Origin of the sequence: Citrobacter sp. BDA59-3 (assembly GCF_015167655.1) — a bacterium.
Lineage (GTDB): Bacteria > Pseudomonadota > Gammaproteobacteria > Enterobacterales > Enterobacteriaceae > Phytobacter > Phytobacter diazotrophicus.
The window spans coordinates 1,061,657-1,086,032 of record NZ_CP063427.1; the positions used below are offsets into that span (position 1 = coordinate 1,061,657).

At 51.3% G+C, this 24,376-nt stretch carries 22 protein-coding genes; 14 read left to right on the top strand and 8 right to left on the bottom strand.

Annotation, left to right across the window (positions count from 1 at the left end):
* Window positions 1-102: 102 nt before the first annotated feature.
* The 4 genes from IP582_RS04915 to hemB form a co-directional block, all read right to left on the bottom strand.
* A complete protein-coding gene (locus IP582_RS04915) occupies window positions 103-1,257 on the bottom strand; it encodes a fimbrial protein (protein ID WP_193795243.1) in 1,155 nt (384 codons plus the stop codon).
* Complete coding sequence (locus tag IP582_RS04920; protein ID WP_193795244.1) at window positions 1,254-2,000, bottom strand: molecular chaperone; 747 nt, start codon at window positions 1,998-2,000, stop codon at window positions 1,254-1,256. Before IP582_RS04920 ends, IP582_RS04915 begins: the two co-directional genes overlap by 4 nt.
* A 113-nt stretch (window positions 2,001-2,113) precedes the next feature.
* Window positions 2,114-3,817 carry a lysophospholipid acyltransferase family protein gene (locus tag IP582_RS04925; RefSeq protein ID WP_193795245.1) on the bottom strand — a complete coding sequence of 568 codons (1,704 nt, stop codon included), beginning with the start codon at window positions 3,815-3,817 and terminating at the stop codon, window positions 2,114-2,116.
* A 131-nt stretch (window positions 3,818-3,948) separates the two neighbouring features.
* Window positions 3,949-4,920, bottom strand: coding sequence for a porphobilinogen synthase (gene hemB, locus IP582_RS04930; RefSeq protein WP_193795246.1), 972 nt, complete (start codon window positions 4,918-4,920; stop codon window positions 3,949-3,951).
* Window positions 4,921-5,385: 465 nt separating this feature from the next.
* On the opposite strand from hemB, the gene IP582_RS04935 reads away from it, so the two are divergent.
* On the top strand, window positions 5,386-8,226 hold the full coding sequence (locus tag IP582_RS04935) for an autotransporter outer membrane beta-barrel domain-containing protein (RefSeq protein ID WP_193795247.1): 2,841 nt from the start codon (window positions 5,386-5,388) through the stop codon (window positions 8,224-8,226).
* A gap of 94 nt (window positions 8,227-8,320) precedes the next feature.
* Window positions 8,321-8,947: a helix-turn-helix domain-containing protein gene (locus IP582_RS04940; protein ID WP_193795248.1), complete on the top strand. Its 627-nt coding sequence runs from the start codon at window positions 8,321-8,323 to the stop codon at window positions 8,945-8,947.
* Between the two features lie 17 nt (window positions 8,948-8,964).
* Here the strand turns inward: IP582_RS04940 and ampH are convergent, their stop codons facing one another.
* Window positions 8,965-10,122: a D-alanyl-D-alanine-carboxypeptidase/endopeptidase AmpH gene (ampH, locus tag IP582_RS04945; protein ID WP_193795249.1), complete on the bottom strand. Its 1,158-nt coding sequence runs from the start codon at window positions 10,120-10,122 to the stop codon at window positions 8,965-8,967.
* Window positions 10,123-10,318: 196 nt separating this feature from the next.
* Between ampH and IP582_RS04950 the strand changes: the two genes are divergently transcribed.
* The 3 genes from IP582_RS04950 (at window position 10,319) to IP582_RS04960 (ending at window position 13,338) form a co-directional block, all read left to right on the top strand.
* On the top strand, window positions 10,319-10,852 hold the full coding sequence (locus IP582_RS04950) for an isochorismatase family protein (protein ID WP_193795250.1): 534 nt from the start codon (window positions 10,319-10,321) through the stop codon (window positions 10,850-10,852).
* A 128-nt stretch (window positions 10,853-10,980) separates the two neighbouring features.
* Window positions 10,981-12,201: a peptide antibiotic transporter SbmA gene (gene sbmA / locus IP582_RS04955; protein ID WP_041852566.1), complete on the top strand. Its 1,221-nt coding sequence runs from the start codon at window positions 10,981-10,983 to the stop codon at window positions 12,199-12,201.
* A gap of 12 nt (window positions 12,202-12,213) precedes the next feature.
* Window positions 12,214-13,338, top strand: a complete 1,125-nt coding sequence (locus IP582_RS04960) for a DUF1615 domain-containing protein (RefSeq protein ID WP_193795251.1) — start codon at window positions 12,214-12,216, stop codon at window positions 13,336-13,338.
* Here IP582_RS04960 and IP582_RS04965 read toward each other — a convergent pair.
* The gene (locus IP582_RS04965) at window positions 13,335-13,637 is read right to left on the bottom strand and encodes a YaiY family protein (RefSeq protein ID WP_041852564.1); all 303 of its coding nucleotides are present in this window, start codon (window positions 13,635-13,637) and stop codon (window positions 13,335-13,337) included. The genes IP582_RS04960 and IP582_RS04965 overlap by 4 nt on opposite strands.
* 253 nt (window positions 13,638-13,890) lie before the next feature.
* Between IP582_RS04965 and IP582_RS04970 the strand changes: the two genes are divergently transcribed.
* Window positions 13,891-14,127, top strand: a complete 237-nt coding sequence (locus IP582_RS04970) for a DUF2754 family protein (RefSeq protein ID WP_193795252.1) — start codon at window positions 13,891-13,893, stop codon at window positions 14,125-14,127.
* Here IP582_RS04970 and ddlA read toward each other — a convergent pair.
* Window positions 14,124-15,224: a D-alanine--D-alanine ligase gene (gene ddlA, locus IP582_RS04975; protein WP_193795253.1), complete on the bottom strand. Its 1,101-nt coding sequence runs from the start codon at window positions 15,222-15,224 to the stop codon at window positions 14,124-14,126. The genes IP582_RS04970 and ddlA overlap by 4 nt on opposite strands.
* 84 nt (window positions 15,225-15,308) lie before the next feature.
* Here ddlA and IP582_RS04980 point away from each other — a divergent pair, with 84 nt between their 5' ends.
* From IP582_RS04980 to IP582_RS05010, 7 genes are all read left to right on the top strand, one after another.
* Window positions 15,309-15,992 carry an extensin family protein gene (locus tag IP582_RS04980; protein ID WP_071195857.1) on the top strand — a complete coding sequence of 228 codons (684 nt, stop codon included), beginning with the start codon at window positions 15,309-15,311 and terminating at the stop codon, window positions 15,990-15,992.
* A gap of 170 nt (window positions 15,993-16,162) precedes the next feature.
* Window positions 16,163-17,353, top strand: coding sequence for a multidrug efflux MFS transporter (locus IP582_RS04985; protein ID WP_041852687.1), 1,191 nt, complete (start codon window positions 16,163-16,165; stop codon window positions 17,351-17,353).
* 258 nt (window positions 17,354-17,611) lie between these two features.
* On the top strand, window positions 17,612-17,872 hold the full coding sequence (gene iraP, locus IP582_RS04990) for an anti-adapter protein IraP (protein ID WP_041852560.1): 261 nt from the start codon (window positions 17,612-17,614) through the stop codon (window positions 17,870-17,872).
* Window positions 17,873-17,972: 100 nt separating this feature from the next.
* Entirely contained in the window at window positions 17,973-19,391 is a 1,419-nt protein-coding gene (phoA, locus tag IP582_RS04995) for an alkaline phosphatase (RefSeq protein ID WP_193795254.1), read from the top strand.
* A gap of 92 nt (window positions 19,392-19,483) precedes the next feature.
* Complete coding sequence (gene psiF, locus IP582_RS05000; RefSeq protein WP_132439366.1) at window positions 19,484-19,804, top strand: phosphate starvation-inducible protein PsiF; 321 nt, start codon at window positions 19,484-19,486, stop codon at window positions 19,802-19,804.
* 90 nt (window positions 19,805-19,894) lie between these two features.
* On the top strand, window positions 19,895-21,007 hold the full coding sequence (gene adrA, locus IP582_RS05005; protein WP_193795255.1) for a diguanylate cyclase AdrA: 1,113 nt from the start codon (window positions 19,895-19,897) through the stop codon (window positions 21,005-21,007).
* Between the two features lie 140 nt (window positions 21,008-21,147).
* Complete coding sequence (locus tag IP582_RS05010) at window positions 21,148-22,671, top strand: FAD-dependent oxidoreductase (protein ID WP_193795256.1); 1,524 nt, start codon at window positions 21,148-21,150, stop codon at window positions 22,669-22,671.
* A 43-nt stretch (window positions 22,672-22,714) separates the two neighbouring features.
* On the opposite strand, the gene proC is transcribed toward IP582_RS05010, so the two are convergent.
* Window positions 22,715-23,521, bottom strand: a complete 807-nt coding sequence (proC, locus tag IP582_RS05015; protein WP_193795257.1) for a pyrroline-5-carboxylate reductase — start codon at window positions 23,519-23,521, stop codon at window positions 22,715-22,717.
* 138 nt (window positions 23,522-23,659) lie between these two features.
* On the opposite strand from proC, the gene IP582_RS05020 reads away from it, so the two are divergent.
* A complete protein-coding gene (locus IP582_RS05020; protein WP_041852554.1) occupies window positions 23,660-24,124 on the top strand; it encodes a YaiI/YqxD family protein in 465 nt (154 codons plus the stop codon).
* Window positions 24,125-24,376: the final 252 nt, after the last annotated feature.

Here is a 24,376-nt window from a genome sequence, read left to right on the forward strand (position 1 = left end):
AAGCTTTATGATGCCGTCTGGTTTTCGCGTGGCAATGCTCTGGTCAATGATATGTAAGCGGTGTAACAAAATTGCAATATAAAGAGTTCAACAGATGTATCACTACTTGTACTCAACCGTATAGGTGACCTTACCGTCGGCCTTGCCGCCGGTCACTATCGGGCTGGTTCTGATATAGCGAGCGTATAATGGAATGCGCATTGTCTGATTCATTCCCGCGATCATCGGGCCATTCACGTGTTGGCTGAATTTCACTAAATTGGGGGTGGCGGTATTTGTTGTAGACAACTGAATACCCACTCCTGTGGCGCTGTCTGACTGCGGAGCCAGCGCCATGATACCGTTGTTATTATCGATGATAGTGAGGGGGGTAAGCGTAAGGCTCCATTGCGCATTGGCGATATTTACGGCGCCGAGATCGGTGATCGTACTGGTATTGCTATAGCCGATCTGCTGAATGCCATAATACTGCGCCCCGCCATAGTTACAGTTAATCAGATCAATTGAGGCATCAGTCCAGGGTGTATAGGGCGTCGAATCCATCAGCGTGGTATGTGTATGCTCACCCAATTTGACTGTTTTGCTTTTTTCGGCAAGCGCACAGGTAGCCTGAGTAAAGTTTATTATTCCACTCAGCATTGAGCGAAAAATAACAATATCACTGCCTGGTGAGTTATTACCCCCGGTGACAGATTCCAGCAGTGGTAAGGAAGCAAGATCGATGCTGCCATTGGTAATATTACCGGTTTTCACCAGAATATAAGTAATGTTCGCATCCTGGCCATTTGTGCCGCAGCTACTGGTATTGCTATAGCAAAAATCGGTGTAATAGGTTTTTTCACCCAGAAGACGGTTTCCCGCCCCCGTCTGGATCACCAGGCCGATACCGGGAATACCCGTTTCGTAAGCAACGCCGTATGGTGTTGATGTCAATGCGACAGCGGGGGGCGAATTTGTAAAACGGCCTAACGTGTAGTAATTCTTTTTCATGGTATTGTTATTGCAGTTGGTTTGGTAGCTGGCATAGCTGGATTGTCGTGCTGTCACACGGAATAACTCAGTGCCAACGGCAATATCTTGCGGCATTTGAATTGCACTGGTACCAGACGAGAGTGAGGTCGTCACAATCGTACCTGGGGGAATATCATTACCTGAACGTGGTATTAATACACAGGCGGCTTTGATAGAGAGACTGGTCAGCGTTATCGTCAATCCCGTGAGGTATAAAAAGACAAAATGAATAATTGTGCGTTTCATAATTTTTCTTTTATATTTTGTATTGCAATATTGACTTTACGTTTACTACTCACACACTGCATGATTTTTTTTAACGCGCCATAATCATTGATCCAGGTAAACTGGAAGGGTGTGCCTGTCGCTATTTTTTGGTGAAACGTATGACTGCTTAAAGGCGCAATCATATTTGCCGGAATGATACCGTTGGGAGTAATAATAGAGGTAAGAGAAATATGCCACTGCGAATTATTGATGGCGATAATGTTTTCCCCCGTGTTGTGCCAGCGTAATTGATGAACGGCCTGCTCAGGGCTGCCTTTCAGGCCATTTGGTCGGTAAAAAAGTTTTATCCGTGAACGAAGCGCAACCGTCATAAGATCTTCGTTACGGATAGTGGGTGGTTTTAACGGGATATCTAATATATTTACCCAGTAAACGGTTTCACGGTCGGTGGGTAATGCTGTTGGGTTGAGTATTTGAATACGCAATGTCTGCCCATGTTCGCCATCGATTCGGCAAATAGGGGGCGTCAAAATAAAAGGGGTTGACGCAGTGACCGGCGATGCGTTGGCATCGCCATCGTCAATCCAGCTTTGTACCAGTACGGGCTTTTGGCTGTAATTTGTCAGACGAATCGTCGTTTCCTTCGCATTAGCGGAGTAAATAATACGAGTATTCTCAATAGAAACACTGGCCTGCAATTTTACCTGCGGAGAAAACAGCAGTGCTGCAAGAATGATCATTATAAAGGTAGGTCGGCTCATCCATGAACACCTGTTCAAAAAGATTCTGGATCCATCCAGAATGGGATTTTGCTTTATAAAAATAAAACAAAAGCGAAAATTCCCCTGGCGGAATATTTTCGCCAGGGGCCATATCACTGATGGGCTTTAATATAACGCTCGTATCGGTTGGCTTTCAACCGTGTTAAATCAACTAAAACCAGACCATCAACGCAATTATTAAAATCCGGGTCACAGCCAAAATCGATAAACTGCACGCCGCCGGGGTCGCACAGCTCAGAGTATTGCTTGTAAAGCGGCGGAATACCGCAGCCCAGGTTGCCCAGCAACGACTTAAGACGCGTCAAATCTTCGGTATAATCTTCGCCCGTAAACTGTGCCAGCACATCAGGTAGTGTCGCAGGCCAGGGGCGGCGAGATTCTGCCAGCGGCCATCTTGCCGGAAACCACAACCGATAGAAGGCAATCAGTAAATCCCGTGCCGCGGGCGGTAAGCCGCCGGAAATTGAGACCGGGCCGAACAGATAGCGATATTGGGGGTAGCGTGCCAGATAGGCGCCAATACCGGACCATAGATAGTCGAGGCCACGGCGTCCCCAGTAACGCGGCTGAATAAAGCTGCGTCCCAGTTCAATGCCGTGCTCTAACACCTCTGACATCCGCTCGTCGTAATGGAACAGACTATAGCTGTACAACCCGTCCGGGCCATGCGCTTCCACCTGACGTGCCGTGGGCGTAAAGCGGTACGCGCCGACAATCTCTAGATCGGTTTCATCCCATAAGATCAGATGCAGGTAGTCATCATCATAACGATCCGTGTCACGACGCTTGCCGCTACCTTCACCAACGGCACGGAAAGCAATTTCGCGCAGGCGGCCTAACTCACGCAGCAACGGCGCATCTTCTTGCCCCTGACGCTGCCAGAGGTAAATGATTTTGCCGTCAGCGGTGCGTCCCAGACACTCCGCCCGGCTAAGTTCGCGGCGCAGCGTAGCCCGGTCTTCCGGGCGGGCGATCGCACACTCGGTTTTAAAGACGCCGGGCGCTTTTTTGCCTAAACGTCGCACGTGTTTACGGCATTTATCCGCCAGATCACGTGGAACCAGTGAGGTTGAATGCCAGCTATCCCAGGGAATACGCTGACCGATGGTGATGGGCAGTTGGGTACCACGACGACGGAACATCTGCTGCATAAGGAGCAGCATTGGCAGCGTATCGGAAAGCAAGGCGCAGCCATAAAAGAGGGGGCTGTTTCGGGCATTGATCCACACCGGCAAGAGCGGAGTGCGGAATTTGGCGGCCAGTTTAATAAAACCGGGGTGCCATTTGCCGTCGCGAATCCCTTTGCGGGTCAGGCGTGAAACTTCACCAGCCGGGAAGAAAATCAGCACGCCGCCGTTCTGCAACTGGGTTTCCATCTGCTGCAGCGAGGCCTTGCGGGTGCGACCGCCCCCCATATTATCCACCGGGATAAACAGTGAGCTGAGCGGTTCCAGATGGCTCAGCATACGGTTGGTCACGACTTTTACATCGCGACGCACACGGGAAACCGCATACATCAGCGCCAGACCGTCCAGCGTGCCTGTCGGGTGGTTGGCGATAATCACCAGGGGGCCTTGTTCGGGGATTTGTTCAAGATCGTATGCGGGGATGGTGCAGCGAATTTGTAGATGCTCCAGGACCTGCTCAACCATATCCAGCCCTTTCAGATGGGGATGGTTTGCAGCGAACTGCTGAAACTCTTGTTCGTATAATAAACGCCTGAGTAGATTCTTTTGCCAGGGCGCGGGTTTGGCCTGTGGCCAGAGGTCGTCGAGTACATTGTCGAGACTAAACATGGTGGCTCCTCCTGCCGTCTTGCGATGACAGTAGAAGTACGGGATGACAGTTGCATTTCAGCTTTATGAATAAATGGTAATGCGGGGGAGGCTAAGAGAACAGGCCCGGCAGCCGCGCCGGGCCTGAGGGCTTACAAAATCTTACGTTCAGCCAGGTCGAGTGCGAAGTAGCTAAAGATCAAATCGGCACCGGCGCGTTTGATGGCGCCCAGACTTTCCAGCACGACTTTCTCTTCGTCAATGGCTCCCGCCTGCGCGGCGAATTTGATCATTGCGTATTCACCGCTCACCTGATATGCGCCCAGCGGCAGCGTGGTGCGCTCGCGGATATCACGCAGGATATCGAGGTACGGACCTGCCGGTTTGACCATCAGACAGTCGGCGCCCTGGGCTTCATCCAGCAGCGATTCGCGAATCGCTTCACGACGGTTCATCGGGCTCATCTGGTAGGTTTTACGATCGCCTTTCAGCGCTGTACCTGCCGCTTCACGGAACGGGCCGTAGAATGATGACGCGAACTTGGTGGAATAGGACATGATGGCAGTGTCAGTAAAGCCAGCGGCGTCCAGCGCCTGGCGAATCGCCTGCACCTGGCCGTCCATTGCGGCAGAGGGAGCGATAAAGTCAGCACCAGCCGCGGCAGCAACAACCGCCTGTTTCCCGAGGTTAATCAGGGTTGCGTCGTTATCGACACCGTGGTCGCAAAGCACGCCGCAATGGCCATGGGAGGTGTATTCACAGAAACAGGTGTCCGACATGACGATCATTTCCGGCACTGCGTCTTTGGCAATGCGTGACATACGTGCCACCAGACCGTTTTCCTGCCAGGCATCGCTACCGGTTGCATCCGTGTGATGAGAAATACCAAAGGTCATCACGGAACGAATGCCTGCTTTGGCAATGCGCTCGATTTCGCGAGCGAGGTATTTCTCCGGAATACGCATCACGCCAGGCATGGCGCTGATGGCTTTGTAGTCGTCGATCTCTTCTTCAACGAAGATAGGCAGCACCAGATCGTTCAGGCTGAGTGTTGTCTCTTCGAACATAGCGCGGAGCGAGGCAGATTTGCGCAGGCGGCGCGGACGGGTGATTAAGTCGGTCATGATTTGCCTGATGTCTTAGGAACAGAGGGCTCATTGTATCCGAAAAGTGACCAGCATGTTTCACCAAAATCGGCGTTAACATAGTGGGATATAGAGGGGGCGCAATGATATTGGTGAGGATTGAATTATTCAGCAATTCTATTTTAATTGGCGATGTTTATTGTTTGCTGTGATGTTATATCTTTTGTTGCGGTTAATTCTATTTTCCTATAAAGCATGCAAATGATTTTTTAATTGATAGCTAGAGAGTGCTTTTTTATATCTTGTTGATTTGGATGTGTTTGCTATCTTGTCATATTCTGATTTTTTATTTGTTACTCATTAAGTCCGAATCCGGACTTTACGTGAACTTTAATTGAACCATTTTCTTTTTCTACGGCATAATTTCCCCGCAAATAATTTTATTGCATTTGATGCATTAATAATTGATGGACCAACGATAATGTCCCTGAGGAGGGATGACAAATGCACTCGTGGAAAAAGAAACTTGTAGTATCTCAATTAGCATTAGCCTGCACTTTGGCAATCGCTTCTCAGGCGCAGGCGACGACGTACAATACCTTTGGGTATCATGACGACACTACTACTGCGTTTAGCTGGGATGACTGGACAAACGCCGATAAGCTCAATTACATCTCTTATTATGGTTATATCTATAATAATGCGGCTGATGGCGCTTATGACCAGACCTTTAGCGGTGATGTAGTCAACGGTATTCTCTCCACTTATTACCTGAACCATGATTATACAGATGGTACAGCAAATACGCTGACCGTTAAGAATTCAACAATTCACGGTATGATTACGTCTCAGAAAGTTTATGATCACGATGGTTATGGCTGGACGAACGGTACTGGCGTTGATTATGTATGGCACGATGGTGATGTATTCACACTGAATATTGAAAACTCAACCATTGATGATGATTACGAGTATTTCTACTTTACTGACAGCTATCTGGATGCTGACGGTAAAACAGTATCAAAAGACTACCGTACGGCAGATTATGCTTATTTAGGCACTGCGGTAACACTGGATGTAGAAAGCAATATCAATATCAGTGCTAATTCTCGTGTTGCAGGTATTGCTCTGTCTCAGGGTGACACCTCTAATGCGAATTACACCACTGACTCCCATACCTGGGATAACAACATTGTTGTAACTGACTCTACTGTCACTTCCGGCTCCTATACTCCGCTGGAAAATAATGGCTTCTATGGTAACTCTGCTGAACCGAGTGATTACACCGGTAGCGCTGGTTCCAATGATGTGGCGCTTTCTTTCGTTGATAATTCCGCGTCCAACTATGCAATGAAAAACAACGTCTCTCTTAGCAATTCAACACTGAGAGGCGATGTTGTATTCAATAGTACCTGGAACGCGAATTTCTACCCGAACGGTACGTATACCAACAACAGTGACGTTATTAACACTAACGGTGGTTGGGCTGACGATAGCCTGAACGTTGATGAACTGAACATTACGCTGGATAACGGCAGTAAATGGACTGGCGCGGCAATCTTTAGCTACGATGCGATTGGCCCGGCAACGATGTACGATGTTGCGGTTAATAGCCTGGAGCCGACGTCTACTTATGACAAATGGGGCAATGTCGTTGACAACCAATCCTTCCAGAGCGGCTTATTCAATGTTGCACTGAATAATGGTTCTCACTGGAATACCGTTAACGCTTCAAACATCGATACCCTGACTGTGAATAACGGTTCACATGTTGATGTGGCAAACGGTTCCAGCCTGTTAGCAGATAGCATCAAGCTGACCAATGGTTCAGCCATGAATCTGAGCTCTGGTGGTCAGGTTGCAACCGACCATCTGACCGTTGACAGTTACAGTACCGTCGATCTCAACAACGAAACCACCTATCTGTACGCCAACACTGTCACCGTGTCTAACGGCGGTGAATTCAGCATTGGCGCAGGCGCTTATGAAGCTGGCGCATTTGGTGCTAACACTGTGGAACTGACGAATGCTGGTGTATTTGACATCAATAGCAGTGACTATGTGTTAGATGCCGACCTGGTCAACGCCCATACCAACACCAGAAACAAGTCTGACTCAACGTATGGTTACGGTATTATCGCCATGAACTCTGATGGTCACTTGACTGTCAATGGTAACGGTAACATCAACAATGTCGACCAGGAGTTCAGCGTTTACGATGCGAATGACAATGTCGTTGCTGCATCAGGTAACTACAAAGTCCGTATCGATAACTCAACAGGCGCTGGCCGTATCGCTGACTACAAAGGTAAAGAACTTATCTACGTCAACGATAAAAACACCACTGCAACCTTTAGCGCAGCAAACAAAGCTGACCTTGGTGCGTATACCTATCAGGCTGAACAGAAAGGTAACACCGTCGTTATGCGCCAGATGGAGCTGACCGACTACGCGAACATGGCGCTGAGCATTCCTTCTGCAAACACCAACATCTGGAATCTGCAACAGGATACTCTGTCTACCCGTCTGACCAATGGTCGTCATGGCCTTGCTGACAACGGTGGCGCATGGGTAAGCTACTTCGGCGGCAGCCTGAATGGCGACAACGGCGTGATCAACTACGATCAGGACGTTAGCGGCATCATGGTCGGTGTTGATACCTTCGTTGATGGTAATAACGCGAAATGGATCGTCGGTGCGGCAGCAGGCTTTGCGAAAGGTGATGTAAGCGATCGTTCTGGTAAAGTTGATCAGGATAGCCAGTCCGCGTACATCTACTCTTCTGCGCGCTTTACTAACAACATTTTCCTGGATGGTAACCTGAGCTACAGCCGTTTCGATAACGATCTGTCTGCCAGCATGTCCAACGGCCAGTATGTTGACGGCGACTCCTCAACGGATGCATGGGGCTTCGGTCTGAAACTGGGTTACGACTGGAAAGTTAACGAAAAAGGTTATGTTACTCCGTATGCCAGTATTTCTGGTCTGTTCCAGTCTGGTGATAACTTCCGCCTGAGCAACAACATGAAAGCGGGCGATCAGGACTACGATAGCCTGCGTTATGAACTGGGTGTGAACACCGGTTATACCTTCACCTATGGCAGCGATCAGGCTCTGACGCCGTACTTCAACCTGGCTTACGTTTACGATGATTCCAACAACACTGCGAAAGTGAATGGCGATTCTATCGACAACGGTGTTGAAGGTTCTGCGGTTCGTGTTGGTCTGGGTACGCAGTTCAGCTTCACCAAAAACTTCAGCGCATACACTGATGTGAACTATCTGGGCGGCGGCGACGTTGAACAGGATTGGGGCGCAAAAGTTGGCGTGAAATACACCTGGTAATAAATCTGGCAGGGAATATATTTTTCCTGCTATTTTATCAGTATCCAAATTCCCGCCACGGATTGGCGGGAATTTTATTTTATAAGGGACCTGAATGATTTCATTAAGCAAGCCGCTTGCGGAGTTATATTTACTAGATGAATGCTTTTCCGCTCATGGAATTCCCTTTGAGTTAGCCAATGACGCCATTCTGACTTTCAATAAAATCGACCCGAATAACGTTACCCTTGTCCTTCTGCAGGGTGAAATAGCCATTAGTCGAAAATACAACGATGTGTTATTAGGTATTGCCAGGGCACCGTTTATAAAAGGACTAAGTACAGGTCTTATTCAGCGCCCATCCGAATATATATACACCGCGCAAAACGAATGCTCGGGATATTACTTGGCTTCTGATTTAGCGATGACACTCATAGATAAAAACCAACTGTGGCGCGAAGCGTTTACGTGGCTGACATGGTGGCACCGCATTGCTGAAACCCGGGATTGTCAGCTTATTGGCAGCAGTACCTACGACCAAATTCGGGCATCACTGTTAACCATGTCTGACTGGGACGAACAGCTTAGAGCGCGCGTTGGGGTTATTCAGTACATTCAGCGGCGCACCGGGGTTTCTCGCTCTGTGATTGCCGAAGTCCTGTCCGCACTGCGTAAAGGAAACTATATCGAAATGCATAAAGGCAAGCTGCTGAAAATCAACCGCTTGCCTTATGAGTATTGACCAACAGCCCGGCCAAATCAGGACGAAGGCGCAGCCACCGGTTTATTGTTGCTCAATTCACTAACCAGATCGTTTACACCATCGCTCATATTCACGAAACGCGTTAATGGCGAACGCGTGATCACCACGAACACACCGACATTACTTTGCGGGATCATCGCCATATAAGTAATGAAACCGCCACCACCACCCGTTTTCTGAATAATTCCAGGATGCCCGTCTTTCGGTGCCATATACACCCAGCCCAGGCCTAACGCGTCGGCTTTACCCGGCACATCCATTCCGATCACGCGTGTAAGCTGATTGCGCTGATAGATCAGCGTCTGCATACGATCCGCCTGACTGTTACGGCTGTAGAAATCAGAAGAGAGGAATTGCTGCATCCAGCGCATCATATCGCCTGGCGTTGAATAAACACCACCGCTACCAATAGCTGCCAGGGTGTTATCGCACGGACTCGCGCCTTTTTCCGCCACCATCAGACGACGACACTGGTCAGGTGATGGCGTAAACGTGGTGTCTTTCATCCCCAGCGGACGCGTAATTTGCTCTTCAAAAAGCTGAGAGTAGGGTTTCCCCGCCGCATTTGCCAGAGCGTCGGCCAACAGATCAAATGCCAGGTTGGAATACGCCGCCTGGGTTCCCGGTGCCGATTTTAAGGTCGCCGTAGAGAGCCAGTTCCAGCGCTCTGTACGGGTCGGCCAGGTAAATACGGTACGCTTTGCCGCACCACCCGGTTGTTCACGCGGCAGTGCGCTGGTATGTGTCGCCAGGTTAACCAGCGTAATCGGCGCACCCTGATAGGTCGGCACACGCGCACCCGGTGGCGCATATTTGCTTAACGGATCGTTGAGTTTCACTACGCCTTGATCGAGGAGCTTCACCAACATTTCGCTGGTCATAAGCTTGGAGAGCGAGGCAATACGAATAACCGAATCAAGCTGCGGGCGCACATTCGAACCAGGACGCGTTTCACCAAAGCTTCTGAATACCCGCTGGTTACCATCAATCGCCACCATCGCCATCCCTGTTGCGCCACTGCCATAAAAAATATGGTTGGCGTAACGATCAACAATATCAGACGCAAATTCAGCATCAGGCGACTGTTGTGCTGCATGCGCGCAAGTCAGTGTTAACGCGTAGAGCGTCGCAGAGAAAAACAAACAACGTTTCAACGAAAGCATCCGTAAATGAAAGAAGTGGATAATGCGTATTTATACTACCAGGCGGCATATTTCAAAGCACCGAAAAGCGCATTATTTCGCGAAATAACGTAACGAGGGGTAAACATGAACTTTTTTCCGGACCACAAAATAGCCGCTTCGTTGTGATACCCTTTTTCTTTCCGCAGCGAATTTCTGGAGGCGAGCAATGTCAGGTAAGCGAGTGGTGATGGTAGTGGATATGCAAAACGGGGTTTTTGCGACGCCACGTTTTCGACGCGAAGCGTGTGTGGCACAGATAAATCAGCTCACACGGGCGGCGGATACGGTAATTTTCATCCAGCACATCGAAAGTGGTGGACTGGAAGAGGGGAGCGAAGGGTTCCAGTTACTGCCCGATCTTTACCAGCCTGATAACGCTTTGTATGTCACCAAAACCGCCTGTGACAGCTTTTACCGTACCCGGCTGGCGGATGTTTTACGCGAGCACGATATCTCTGCATTCGTCATGTGCGGCTGTGCGACAGATTATTGTTTCGATACCACGCTGAAAAATGGTGCCAGCCGTGGATATTCAATTACCGTAGCTGAAGACGCCCATACGACAGCCAACCGACCAGCAGCCCCGGCTGAAACACTCATCGCCCATTATAATGAAGTCTGGCGCACACTTACGGTGCCGGATAACCCCGTTTTTGTGAAACCCGTCGAAACAATTCTTCACGAGTGGCAAACGAACTAAGGCGTTACGCTCAGGTCTGATTCTACAGTTCTCACAACGCTCCCCCACCGCAGGAAGCTCCTGTGGCGGAGGTGTGTTGTGCGCCGTATGAGTAATGCACAAAAATAAGAAGTGAGCAGGAGAGTATTATGTTTAAGTCTTTTTTCCCAAAGCCGAAGCTGTTCTTTCTTTCGGCCTTTATTTGGGCACTGATCGCAGTCGTTTTCTGGCAGGCCGGTGGGCAGGTCTGGATAATGCGGCTGGTTGGCGCTTCTGAGGATGTTCCCATCAGCGCGGCGCGCTTCTGGTCCCTGAACTTCCTGCTGTTTTATGCCTACTACGCATTATGCGTTGGCCTCTTTGCGCTATTCTGGTTTTTCTACGCACCGCATCGCTGGCAGCGCTGGTCAATTCTGGGAACGGCCTTAATCATTTTCGTGACCTGGTTTCTGGTGGAAATCAACGTCGCGATTAACGCGTGGTACGCGCCATTTTACGATCTTATTCAAAAAGCGCTGAGTGCGCCGAATAAAGTCAGTATTGGTCAGCTTTATAGCGAAATCGGCGTCTTTTTGTGGATCGCGCTGATTGCGGTAACCGTTGCGGTGCTAAACAACTTCTTCGTGAGCCACTATGTCTTTCGCTGGCGTACGGCAATGAACGAATTTTATATGGAGCACTGGGACCAGTTGCGCCATATCGAAGGGGCGGCGCAGCGTGTTCAGGAAGACACCATGCGTTTTGCTTCTACGCTTGAAGACATGGGTGTTAGCTTTATCAATGCGGTCATGACGTTGATTGCTTTTTTACCGGTTCTGGTGGCACTGTCGCCACACGTACAGGAGTTGCCGCTGGTGGGGCATCTGCCGTATGGTCTGGTGATTGCGTCCATCGCCTGGGCGCTCTCCGGCACCTTTTTACTGGCGTTTGTCGGGATTAAACTGCCGGGGCTGGAGTTCAAAAATCAGCGCGTAGAAGCCGCATATCGTAAAGAACTGGTGTATGGCGAAGATGACGTCAACCGCGCGAAACCTCATACAGTGAAAGAGCTTTTTTCTGCCGTCCGCCGTAACTATTTCCGTCTTTATTTCCACTATATGTATTTCAACATTGCCCGTATTTTGTATCTGCAGGTTGATGTGGTGTTCGGTCTGGTTGTCCTTTTCCCGACCATCGCCGCCGGGGCGATTACTTTTGGTCTGATGCGCCAAATCACAAACGTATTTGAACAGGTGCGCAGTTCATTCCAGTATCTGATAGCCTCCTGGACCACGCTGGTGGAACTGATGTCCATCTATAAACGTTTGCGCAGCTTTGAAAGCGAGTTGAATGCACCGCCAGCATCGCAAATGACCAACACTTTTAGTTAAACAAGGAACGATATGCCTGTTTGCGCGCCGCGTCTTATCGCGACCACAATGACACTGCTGACGGGAATGATTCTCGCCGGTTGTACGACACCGAAAAACACAACCCGCGCAGAAGAGACGAAGGAGGCCGAAGCGGAGAAGCCCCGCGATGTGGCGAGCGTGGTCCGAGAAAAAATGCCCGCGAGTGTGAAAGACCGGGATGCGTGGGCGCAAGATATTGCCACCGCCTTTAGCAGCCAGTCGATTGCACCGACGCTGGAAAATATCTGTTCGGTGCTGGCGGTTGCGCAGCAGGAGTCTAACTATCAGGCCGATCCGCAGGTGCCGGGGCTGAATAAAATCGCCTGGAAAGAGATTGACCGCCGTGCGGCACGTTTACATATTCCGCTTGCCCTGGTACACACCGCGCTGAAAATTGAATCGCCCAATGGCAAAAGTTATAGCGAACGTCTGGACAAGGTTCGCACCGAAAAACAGTTGAGTGAAATTTTCGACGATTTTATCAGCGTCGTGCCGATGGGACAGACGCTTTTTGGTTCTTATAACCCGGTGCATACCGGTGGGCCTATGCAAATTAGCGTTGCGTTTGCCGAGAAACACACCGACGGCTACCCGTGGAAAATGGAAGGCACGGTGCGACAAGAGGTCTTTACCCGTCGCGGTGGCCTGTGGTTTGGCACATACCACCTGCTCAATTATCCGGCAAATTACACGGCCCCCCTTTATCGCTTTGCTGATTTTAATGCCGGACATTACGCCAGCCGTAACGCGGCATTCCAGAATGCACTAAGCAAAGCAACCGGCGCTAAACTGGCGCTGGACGGCGATCTGATTCAGTACGGCAGCAACGATGCAGGTGCAACGGAGCTGGTAGCCAGAAAACTGGGGGCGAAACTGGGGATGAGCGACAGGGATATCCGCCGTCAGTTACAAACCGGCGACAGTATTGCCTTAGAGAAAACAGCGTTATACCAGAACGTTTATCGTCTGGCAGAACAGAAAACCGGGAAAACGTTACCGCGAGAAATGCTGCCGGGGATCCAACTGGAAAGCCCGAAGATCACACGCAACCTTACAACTGCCTGGTTTGCTAAGCGTGTCGATGACCGCCGGGCACAATGTATGATGAAAAACTAATGATGGCGTCGCCAGCGCAATACCAGGGCAATCACGCCCAGAAATGCGCTGCCAATCAGGAAAGGCACCAGACCAAAAATGGTGCCAACACCTAACCCCATCTCAACGTGTGGTCGGTTGGTGTCCTGCATTTGCATCAAATGTTCAAAGACCCCGGGCGCGTGCACCAACAGGTTCAGAAGTTGCGCGCCTGCCCAGAAGCAGAGCAGCACAAACACGGCATAAGCGATATTACCGGGCGTAGAGGCGTCGCGAGTTTTTTTACCCGAAAAGGGTTTCGACAGGGTAAAGTCAGCCATATAGACCTCCGCTACGTTTAATTACGTTGGCTCAGAGCCAGTGAATCGGTGTAATTTTGACAGTTCGATTAAATTGTCAACATCGGAATGGTGATAATTTCGCAGCGGGAATGATTCCGGATGTGTAAATTTTGTACGCGCTCACATTTCTGTAACATTTCGACCATCGAATTAACATTTCAGAATTTCCGTATGCGCCACAGACGTGCCATGACAAATATGCGAGGATGGCGTTTTTATTGCCGGAGTTGTCATGAAGCTGCCTTCAAAAATACGCCGTGACTGGCACTACTATGCGTTTGCGATTGGTTTGATCTTTATTCTGAATGGCGTTGTGGGTTTGCTGGGTTTTGAAACGAAAGGCTGGCAAAACTATGCCGTCGGGCTGGTGACCTGGGTCATCAGTTTCTGGCTTGCCGGATTTATCATTCGCCGCCGCCCCGAAGAAAACGAAGACGCGGCGAATGAGGAAGAAAAAACGCAGGATTAACCGTTCATCGAACTTTTCAGCGCGCTATCAGCCTGATGGCGCGCCAAAGCCAGTTCAATCAGGCGCGTGATCAAATCGGTGTAGCCGAGACCGCTTGCCTGCCACAGTTTCGGGTACATGCTGATATTGGTGAAACCAGGCAATGTATTGATCTCATTAATAATCACTTTGTTGTCCGGTGTCAGGAATACGTCGACGCGTGCCATACCCGCACAGCCCAGAGTCTGATACGCCTGTACGGCGATAGCGCGAATATGATCATTCACTTCGGGGGAGATCGCCGCCGGTACAACCACTTGCGCACCGTTATCGTCAATGTATTTGGTATCGTAAGCGTAAAACTCACTGTTAAGCACGATTTCGCCACAGGTGCTGGCTTGCGGATCGTCATTACCCAGCACCGCACATTCGATCTCGCGACCGGTGATGCCAGTTTCGACCACCACTTTATGGTCAAATTCGAACGCCAGGCTGACGGCGGTATGGTACTGCGCTTCGTTGGTGACTTTACTGACGCCAACGGAAGAGCCCTGGTTGGCTGGTTTTACAAACAGCGGCAGCCCAAGTTTCGCCTGTATCTCAGAGAACGTCATACGATCGCGGTTACTGCGGGTTAAGGTGACAAACGGCGCAATAGCGAGACCCGCATCACGGAGCAGGCGTTTGGTCACGTCTTTGTCCATGCAGGCGGCGGAACCCAGCACATCTGAGCCGACAAACGGCAGGTTTGCCATGCGCAGCAGGCCCTGTAGCGTACCGTCTTCACCCTGCGTACCATGGACAATCGGGAAAATCACATCCACTTGTGGGAAGGGTTTGGCATCCGTGGCATTCATTAGTTGCTGTGACGGTTGTCCCGGCACCAGCGCAACGCTGCTTTCAGAGGGATTAAGTGCAATTCGCGCCGGATCGCTGGCATTTTGCAGATAATTATTCGCGTCGTTGATATGCCACTGACCCTGCTTATCGATCCCCAGCAATACAACATCGAAACGCGATTTATCCATTGCATCGACGATATTTTTTGCCGATTGCAGCGACACTTCGTGTTCAGCCGACTTGCCGCCGAACACGACCCCTACCCGCAGTTTTGCCATCTCAACTTTCACTCACATGAATCAGAAAGCACATACCATATCACTTCTGCCATACTGTTTTGCAGTGATTAATGGAGGGGATGCGTGAAAGGGAAAGGCTTCATCGGTTTGTTTATTTTGCTCGGCGGACTGGCGGCGGGTTGGCGCTATTTGCCTGCCTACTACAACCCCTTCGCACCATTACAACTTAATGATCCGCCAGGCCGCATTACCCAGTTTAAGTTACGCCGGCTCGATCCGGGGCAGTGCGTTGAGTTGCTGCAACAGGCAAACCAGCAGCAACTCATTTCCTCAACATCTGTCGCCGATACCCAGGGTGACTGTCCGCTGAACAATGTGGTAAGGGTGCGCGATTTTGGCCCGGTCAAACTTAGCAGCAGTTTTCTTGCCAGTTGCCCGCTGGCACTCAGTTCAGCGCTTTTTGTTGAACAACAGGCCCGGCCGCTAACGCAGCAATTTATGGGCAGCCCGCTCATACGCATCGACCATCTGGGAAGTTACGCCTGCCGTAATATCTATAATCGACCCGATGCCCGTCTTAGCGAACACGCCACTGCTGAAGCGCTGGATATTAGTGGTTTTCATCTGGCAAACGGTCAACAGGTAACGGTATTGCGAGGCTGGACGCGCGATGATACGCGTCCCTGGCTACAGGCGATGTTAAGCGCGAGTTGTGGGTATTATGGCAATGGCCTTGGGCCGGAGTACAACGCGGCGCACGCCAACCATTTTCATCTTGGGATGCGTGGATTTGGGCTCTGCCGCTAAAGCATAAACTACCGTGATAAGTGTGGTTGATATTCAGGGCTGTGGCCTGTGGCAGAATAGAGAAGATAAAACACCAAAAAAAAGCTAATCGCACCTCTGGTGCGTATTCTTATTACTGTTCTTGTTAACCTGTGTCTAATTTGCCAAAAACTGAATAATAATTGCTGTTTATGGAATCCTGGAGAATTAACCTTATTTCCGTATGGTTCGGCTGTTTTTTCACCGGTCTTGCCATCAGTCAAATCTTACCGTTCTTGCCCTTATATGTCTCCCAACTGGGGGTCTCTTCTCACGAAGCGTTGTCGATGTGGTCCGGGTTGACCTTTAGCGTCACGTTTATGGTTTCCGCGATAGTTTCACCGCTATGGGGCAGCCTTGCTGACAGAAAAGGGCGCAAGTTAATGTTGTTGCGCGCCTCACTGGGGATGGCAATCGCCATTTTACTGCAGGCTTTTGCAACAAATGTCTGGCAGTTGCTCATCTTACGCGGCGTCATGGGGCTCACGTCTGGTTACATTCCCAATGCGATGGCGCTGGTCGCCTCTCAGGCTCCCCGTGAGCGTAGCGGTTGGGCGCTAAGCACACTCTCGACGGCGCAAATCAGTGGGGTGATTGGCGGGCCGTTAATGGGCGGTTTTCTGGCGGACCACTTTGGTTTACGAACCGTTTTCTTAATCACCGCAACGCTGCTGATCGTCAGTTTTCTGGTCACACTGTTTCTGATTAAAGAGGGGGCGCGTCCTAAGGTCAGCAAGGCGCAACGGCTGAGCGGTAAGGCCGTCTTTTCCTCGCTACCTTATCCGGGCCTGGTGATCAGTCTTTTTCTGACGACGCTGGTTATCCAGTTATGCAATGGCTCTATCGGGCCTATCCTGGCGCTGTTTATCCAGTCTATGACGCCCGACAGCAGCAATATCGCCTTCCTCAGCGGGATGATTGCCGCTGTACCGGGTGTTTCCGCGCTTATCTCGGCGCCGCGTCTGGGAAAACTGGGCGATCGAATTGGTACGGCGCGCATTCTGATGGCAACGTTAGTCTGCGCCGTGGTGCTATTTTTCGCCATGTCGTTTGTCACCTCGCCGCTACAACTGGGCATTTTGCGTTTTATGCTTGGCTTCGCCGATGGGGCGATGCTGCCTGCCGTTCAAACGCTGCTGCTTAAATATTCCAGCGACCAGGTGACCGGACGTATTTTTGGTTATAACCAGTCGTTTATGTATCTGGGTAACGTGGTCGGGCCGCTGATGGGGGCGTCTGTCTCGGCGATGGCTGGATTCCGCTGGGTATTTGTCGCCACGGCGCTGGTGGTTTTATGCAATATTTGGCAACTGGCGCTGGCATTACGTAAAGCGCGACGTTGAACGGATATCCAGATCGGAAGCTTCTGGCTCCGCTCTGGATATAAATTTTCTTTATAGAAAAAATATATTCTTTTATCTCCCGCCTCGCTTTGACACAGGAATAAATTTACGTCTATGTCAGAGAAACGTTTCGTTACTGGCTTTCCTGTTTTACGGTTCTACATAGCGCAAATTTAGCGAAAAATAATAGATGCATCCACTTTGCAACTACAGAACAGAGTGCTAACGTCATCGAATATCACATAAGGAAATAGCGCTATGAAAAATCTCATTGCAGAGCTGTTGGTAAAACTCGCGGAAAAGGAAGAGGAATCCAAAGAACTGGTTGCGCAGGTGGAAGCGCTGGAGATCGTTGTCACTGCACTTTTGCGTCAGATGGCGCTGCCTGAGCAACAGGCGCTTATCCAGAGTATTGAAGGCGCGATGGATGATGTTCATCCGGGAACGGACGTTTCCGATCATGATACGGAGTTGCTGCAACAGTATATAAAAAAGCTTTTAAGGCACCCGCGCAACTGAGACTTTGAGATAAGTCACGCTGTCATCTCACTGTCATACGCGGTGCCTATAGTCGCTCTGTTTTATTTCTTTTTAAGTATTTATACACGGAGAAAATAAAGTGAAACAGAGCGCATTATTCGTCGCCTTATTCCCTATGCTGTTTACCCCTGTTATTTATGCAGATACCACTTCCGCCACCACTGTGCTTGAGAATCGTGCCGCACAGGGGGATATTACGACGCAAGGCGGCGCCCGCCGTTTAACTGCCGATCAAACTGACGCAATACGTTCCTCGCTCAATGACAAACCGGCTAAAAATATTATTCTGCTGATCGGTGATGGCATGGGCGATTCAGAAATTACCGCTGCGCGAAATTATGCCGAAGGGGCGGGCGGTTATTTTAAAGGTATCGATGCGTTACCACTGACGGGTCAGTACACGCATTATGCGCTGGATAAGAAAACGGGCAAACCCGATTACGTGACCGACTCTGCGGCATCCGCCACGGCATGGTCTACCGGCGTGAAGACCTATAACGGCGCCTTGGGTGTCGATATCCACGAAAAAGATCATATGACGATCCTGGAGATGGCAAAGGCCGCGGGTCTTGCTACCGGTAACGTCTCTACCGCTGAATTGCAGGACGCTACGCCTGCCGCGCTTGTTTCCCATGTGACGTCGCGTAAATGCTACGGCCCGAGCGTTACCAGTGAAAAATGTGCCAGCAATGCGCTGGAAAAAGGCGGCAAAGGTTCCATCACTGAGCAGTTGTTGAATGCGCGTGCCGATGTCACCCTTGGCGGCGGTGCGAAGACCTTCAGTGAAACGGCAACCGCCGGGGAGTGGAAAGGCAAAACGTTGCGTGAGCAGGCACAGGCGCGTGGCTACCAGTTAGTGGGGGACGCCTCGACGCTGGCGGCTATCACCGAAGCGAATCAGGATAAACCGCTACTGGGGCTGTTCTCCGATGGCAACATGCCGGTTCGTTGGGAAGGCCCGAAAGCCACATTGCACGGTAATCTCGATAAACCCGCGGTGACCTGTACGCCAAATGCTAAACGTACCGATAGCGTACCGACGCTGGCGCAGATGACCGAAAAAGCGATCGACCTGCTGAGCAAAAACGAGAAAGGTTTCTTCCTGCAGGTGGAAGGCGCATCGATCGATAAACAAGATCATGCTGCCAACCCGTGCGGCCAGATTGGTGAAACTGTCGACCTCGACGAAGCCGTGCAAAAAGCGCTGGCCTTCGCCAAAAAAGATGGCAATACGCTGGTCATTGTTACCGCTGATCATGCTCACGCCAGCCAGATTATCCCGCCTGACACCAAAGCGCCTGGCTTGAGCCAGTTGCTGAACACCAAAGACGGTGCGGTGATGGCGATAACCTACGGTAACTCTGAGGAAGAGTCGATGGAGCATACCGGCACACAGGTTCGTCTGGCAGCCTATGGCCCACACGCGGCTAACGTTGTGGGCCTGACCGATCAGACCGACCTGTTCTTCACCATGAAAAACGCGCTTGGGCTGAAATAAGTTGCTGCCCGGTGGGAAATTTCTCCTGCCGGGTGGTTTTTTCTCCATGACAGACCATCCTTAAGGGGCAAGGCTTACAGAAGGATGGTGCTATGAAAATAACATTACTTGTTACGCTCCTGTTCGGCCTGGTGTTTGTTACTGCACTGAGTGCCGCTGAGAAGACTCTTACCCCTCAACAACAACGTATGACCCTCTGCAATCAGCAGGCTACGGCGCAGACCCTTTCCGGTGATGCCCGCAAGCGGTATATGAGCGATTGCCTGAAAAATACCAAAACCGAGCCCGGACAAAAAAGTCTGAGTCCCCAACAGCAAAAAATGCGCGAATGCAACGCACAGGCGACGCAGCAGTCGCTTAAAGGCGAAGATCGCAGCAAATTTATGAGCGGCTGCCTGAAAAAAACAGGCTAATCCAAACGGGTGAGGTCGCCACGCGACTCACCCGAAATTTCATACTTTCCCCGCATGACCCCTCTCTATAATTTGGGAAAATGTTTCAGAATGTTCCCAATAATGATGAATGATAATAACTTTTATGCAACAGAGAGCGGCAAGGAGAGACGTAGTGCTCTGCACGATGACGATCCCCATTCAATGGGGCTCCAGTTCGCGCAGCGGGAACGGCTGCCACGGGCGGTAGGGCTGGCTTGCCTGTTTATGCCGCTCGCTGGGGTACTGGTTTTACAGCCGGTTGCGGGAGGCTGGTGGATTTTATTGGTTTTATGGACTTTCGTCTGGCCGCATCTCGCCTGGCAACTGGCGGCCCGCTCAAGCGATCCCTACGCCAGTGAAACCCATAATTTGAAGGCAGATGCCCTGCTGGCCGGAATGTGGATGGGGCTCATCGGTGTGAACCTGCTCCCCTCTATCGCCATGGCAATGGTGGTTTTTATCACCACGATGGGGGCAGGCGGGCCGCGACTGTGCCTTGCCGGGGTTATTTTGATGGTGGTTGCCTGCCTGGTTACCCTCCAGCTTACGGGTATTGCCATTGCCCCCGACAGCCCGTCACTGATTATCTGCCTGACGGTGCCGGTACTTCTGCTGTATCCACTCCTCTTTTCCTGGATGACTTTCCGTAACGCCGCGAGGCTTGAGGAACATAAACGCCGCCTGCAGGTGATGAGTATCCGTGACGGTATGACTGGCGTTTACAATCGTCGCCATTGGGAGAGTCTGTTGCGTGATGAATTTGATGATTGTCGCCGTCATCAACGGATCGCGACGCTGTTGCTGATCGATGTCGATCATTTCAAAACCATTAACGATACCTGGGGACATGACGTGGGGGATGAGGCGATCATTGCCATCACCCGTCACCTGCAACTCACTTTGCGCGGTAGCGATCTGATTGGGCGTTTCGGTGGTGATGAATTCGCCGTCATCATGTGCGGCACGCCGCCTGAAAACGCGATTGCAGCCATGGAGCGTGTTCATGACCGCCTCACCGCCTTCCGCCTGCCTTCTGCTCCGCAACTGGCGCTGCAAATCAGCGTCGGTGTTGCCCCTCTGACCGATGAAATGACCCACTACCGGGAGTGGCTAAAATCTGCCGACCTGGCGTTATACAAAGCGAAAAAAGCCGGGCGCAATCGCACCGAAGTGGCCGCCTGACTCCTCGCCTGGTTGCTATAGGCCTATTCTCTGCCAGGCTTAACAGGTCATCATTACAGATTGAGTGCTTTTTATTTCCTCGTGGTGTGCGCTGTCTGGCGTTACGTCCGTATCTCCAACACTGACACGAGAGCAATGTTATGAGCTACCAATACGTCTTAGATATCAATTCACTACCGGAAAACAAGCCGGTAAAAGTCGAAGTGGCGGGTACCGCCATGATCCTCATTCGCACCTTAACGCAGGTGCGCGCATTCCAGAGCAAATGCCCCCATGCGGGAGCTCCCCTTGAGAAGGGAGCTGTCTGCGAAGGGCGGCTGGTTTGTCCGTGGCACAAAGCTGAATTCGACATTAAGAATGGACAGTGGCTTGAGCCGCTTGCGCTGACCAGCCTTAAACAATATCCGGTACTGCTGGAAGAAAATCGCGTTCTGGTCAACCCACGTCCGATGTCCCCTGCCAGCAGGCCGCTGATCCGCGGTGAACAGGAACAGACCACGATTATTTTGGGTACCGGGGCCGCGGGGAGTTCCGCCGCCATAACGCTGCGCGACTCGGGTTACTCCGGGCGTTTAGTGCTTATCGATAAAGAGAACGATGCCCCTTATGACCGTACGGCACTGAGCAAATTTGTCCCCGCAGGCAAAATGAAAATCAGTGAAGTGCCGCATGTGCTTGATGATGCGTTTTACCAGCAGCCGGGCGTTGAAAGCCTGCGAGAAGAGGTGACCGACCTCAACAGCCGCGAGCGCTTTCTTACCCTGACCAGCGGGCAAAGGCTCCATTTTGACAAACTGTTGCTGGCGACCGGTGGGCAGCCGCTGTGTCCTGATATTGAAGGTAACCACCTGCAAGGCGTTCATGTCCTGCGGGAACTCCATCAGGCACAGCAGTTGCTCAACGATGTGGAACAGGAGCATCAACTGGTGATCATCGGCAACAGCTTTATTGCCATGGAGCTGGCGGCGGCCTTACGCAACCAGGATATTGACGTGACGGTGGTGTCGCGCCACGAATTGCCTTTTGTTCCGCAGTTTGGTGAAGAGATGGGCCAACACTTTCTCAATATGCATAAGCAGAATGGCGTGAAATTTGTGCATGGTGAGCCGGCGGCACTGGAGGGCGACGGGCATGTGCAGGGGGTACGCCTGAAAAATGGCCTGACGCTGCCTGCACATGTGGTGGTGTTTGCCACCGGGGTTCGTCCGTTTACCGATCTGGCCCATGATCTTCACCATGAAGAAGACGGCAGCCTGACGGTGGATGAAACCTTATGTGCCGCGCCGGGAGTATGGGCGGTGGGCGATATCGCCAGTTATCCGGCGCCGGAAGGCAGACGGCGAATTGAACACTGGCGCGTGGCGCAGCAGCAGGGGCGACTGGCGGCAAAAAATATGCTGGGTGAGCACCATGCATTTGATCGGGTACCGTTTTTCTGGACCACCCATTTCGGTACGCGCTTCGAATACCTGGGTTATGCGCGGGAATGGGACAGTGTAAAAATGCTTGGTTCGTTTGAGGATAAGCGTTTTGCGGTGCTTTATGGCGAAGAGGGGATGCTGAAAGCGGTGCTAAGCTGCGGTGAAAATACTGCAACGGCAGAACTGTTGGTGAAAATGCAGCAGCCGATGCCTCTGCGTCAGGCCAGTGAGATGCTGGCGTAGCACATGACTGCGCCGCGGGTGGCCCGGCGGCGCAGTCACGGTTTTATTTACTCATCTGTTCGGATTTCGCCATACAGGCCTGAATGGCGTCGATAACGGCCGCGCGGAAGCCTTTCTCTTCCAGTACCTTGACCGCTTCGATGGTCGTACCGCCAGGGGAGCAAACCATGTCTTTCAGCTCGCCCGGATGTTTGCCGGTTTCCAGCATCATTTTCGCCGATCCCATCACCGCCTGCGCGGCAAACTTGTAAGCCTGCGCGCGTGGCATTCCGCCCAGCACGGCGGCATCGGCCATGGCTTCGATAAACATAAACACATACGCCGGGGCGGAACCACTGACGCCCACCACCGGGTGAATCATCGGTTCGGCAATAACCTCAGCGGCACCAAAGCAGCGGAAGATGTTAAGTACGTCGGCGATATCTTCCTGTGTCACCAGGGCGTTCGGCGTGATGGAGGTCATACCGGCATTTACCAGCGACGGTGTGTTAGGCATGGTGCGGACGATTTTCCGATCGTGGCCCAACGCCCGCGCCAGTTGATCGAGGGTGACGCCTGCGGCAATCGACACGACCAGCGACTCTTTATTCAGGCTGGATGCGACGTCGCTAAGAACCTTGACCATAATATTCGGTTTTACGGCGCCAAAGACAATGTCGGCTATCTGGGCGACTTCCTGCGCGCTCTGCGCGGCGTTAATGCCGTACTGGTCATGCAGTGCGGCGACTTTTTCTGGCGATGGGGTATAGACCCAGACCTGCCCAGGCTGTACCTGACCGCTGGCGATCAGACCGCCGAGAATGGCTTTGCCCATGTTACCGCAGCCGATAAAACCGATTTTTTTCTCCATTACGTCTGTCTCTCTGCTGTTACGTGTTGTGAGGTATAGCTTAACGTGGAAAGGCTTACAGGGCGAAAGCTTAACGTCATGCTTTGCGAAGCGGGGCATTTAACGCGACAATGCCCGAAATGAGAGTGAGGAGCGATGATGGCGATTTGGGTTGATGCGGACGCCTGTCCGAATGTGATTAAAGAGATTCTGTTTCGTGCAGCCGAGCGCACACAAACGCCAGTGACGCTGGTGGCGAACCAAAATATCCGTGTGCCCCCCTCGCGCTTTATCCGTTCTGTGCGCGTTGCCGCGGGGTTTGATGTCGCCGATAACGAAATTGTGCGTCTGTGTGAGGCGGGCGATCTGGTGATCACGGCAGACATCCCATTGGCGGCGGAAGTCTTAGCCAAAGGCGCGGCAGCCGTTAACCCGCGCGGTGAGCGCTACACCGAAGCGACGATTCGCGAACGTCTGACGATGCGAGATTTTATGGATACGCTGCGCGCCAGCGGGATTCAGACCGGTGGTCCGGATAGCCTGTCACAGCGTGACCGCCAGCAATTTGCCGCTCAACTGGATAAATGGCTGCTCGAGCGCCAGCGCCGCAAAGCTGATGAGTAGTATCATCAACGGTTATGTGAATATGTTACGCTAAACGAGCCTGTGGGCTTGTCAACAGACAATCTTTTAAAGTAAGGTTATCGCTACATAGGTTGCATTAAAATCTTTACACTCAAATGTGGCGTCGTCTCTGGGTTTTAATGAGGAAGGATGCAAGTTGTTTTTGAAGCGTAACGATTTGTTTACGATCACTCAACGCCCGGCAGGGTGATTTACCATTATCTTATTTTTCTTTTTTTCACCTTGCGATAT

Bases quoted from the DNA above. Each gene is read 5' to 3' on its own strand.
- IP582_RS04985 (WP_041852687.1), top strand. From the start codon at position 16,163: ATGGAATCCTGGAGAATTAACCTTATTTCCGTATGGTTCGGCTGTTTT.
- IP582_RS04920 (WP_193795244.1), bottom strand. From the start codon at position 2,000: ATGAGCCGACCTACCTTTATAATGATCATTCTTGCAGCACTGCTGTTT.
- IP582_RS04935 (WP_193795247.1), top strand. From the start codon at position 5,386: ATGCACTCGTGGAAAAAGAAACTTGTAGTATCTCAATTAGCATTAGCC.
- IP582_RS04960 (WP_193795251.1), top strand. From the start codon at position 12,214: ATGCCTGTTTGCGCGCCGCGTCTTATCGCGACCACAATGACACTGCTG.
- IP582_RS04965 (WP_041852564.1), bottom strand. From the start codon at position 13,637: ATGGCTGACTTTACCCTGTCGAAACCCTTTTCGGGTAAAAAAACTCGC.
- hemB (WP_193795246.1), bottom strand. From the start codon at position 4,920: ATGACCGACTTAATCACCCGTCCGCGCCGCCTGCGCAAATCTGCCTCG.
- iraP (WP_041852560.1), top strand. From the start codon at position 17,612: ATGAAAAATCTCATTGCAGAGCTGTTGGTAAAACTCGCGGAAAAGGAA.
- IP582_RS05010 (WP_193795256.1), top strand. From the start codon at position 21,148: ATGAGCTACCAATACGTCTTAGATATCAATTCACTACCGGAAAACAAG.
- sbmA (WP_041852566.1), top strand. From the start codon at position 10,981: ATGTTTAAGTCTTTTTTCCCAAAGCCGAAGCTGTTCTTTCTTTCGGCC.
- IP582_RS04970 (WP_193795252.1), top strand. From the start codon at position 13,891: ATGAAGCTGCCTTCAAAAATACGCCGTGACTGGCACTACTATGCGTTT.
- adrA (WP_193795255.1), top strand. From the start codon at position 19,895: ATGTTCCCAATAATGATGAATGATAATAACTTTTATGCAACAGAGAGC.
- proC (WP_193795257.1), bottom strand. From the start codon at position 23,521: ATGGAGAAAAAAATCGGTTTTATCGGCTGCGGTAACATGGGCAAAGCC.
- IP582_RS04925 (WP_193795245.1), bottom strand. From the start codon at position 3,817: ATGTTTAGTCTCGACAATGTACTCGACGACCTCTGGCCACAGGCCAAA.
- IP582_RS04915 (WP_193795243.1), bottom strand. From the start codon at position 1,257: ATGAAACGCACAATTATTCATTTTGTCTTTTTATACCTCACGGGATTG.
- IP582_RS05020 (WP_041852554.1), top strand. From the start codon at position 23,660: ATGGCGATTTGGGTTGATGCGGACGCCTGTCCGAATGTGATTAAAGAG.
- ddlA (WP_193795253.1), bottom strand. From the start codon at position 15,224: ATGGCAAAACTGCGGGTAGGGGTCGTGTTCGGCGGCAAGTCGGCTGAA.
- IP582_RS04940 (WP_193795248.1), top strand. From the start codon at position 8,321: ATGATTTCATTAAGCAAGCCGCTTGCGGAGTTATATTTACTAGATGAA.
- psiF (WP_132439366.1), top strand. From the start codon at position 19,484: ATGAAAATAACATTACTTGTTACGCTCCTGTTCGGCCTGGTGTTTGTT.
- IP582_RS04950 (WP_193795250.1), top strand. From the start codon at position 10,319: ATGTCAGGTAAGCGAGTGGTGATGGTAGTGGATATGCAAAACGGGGTT.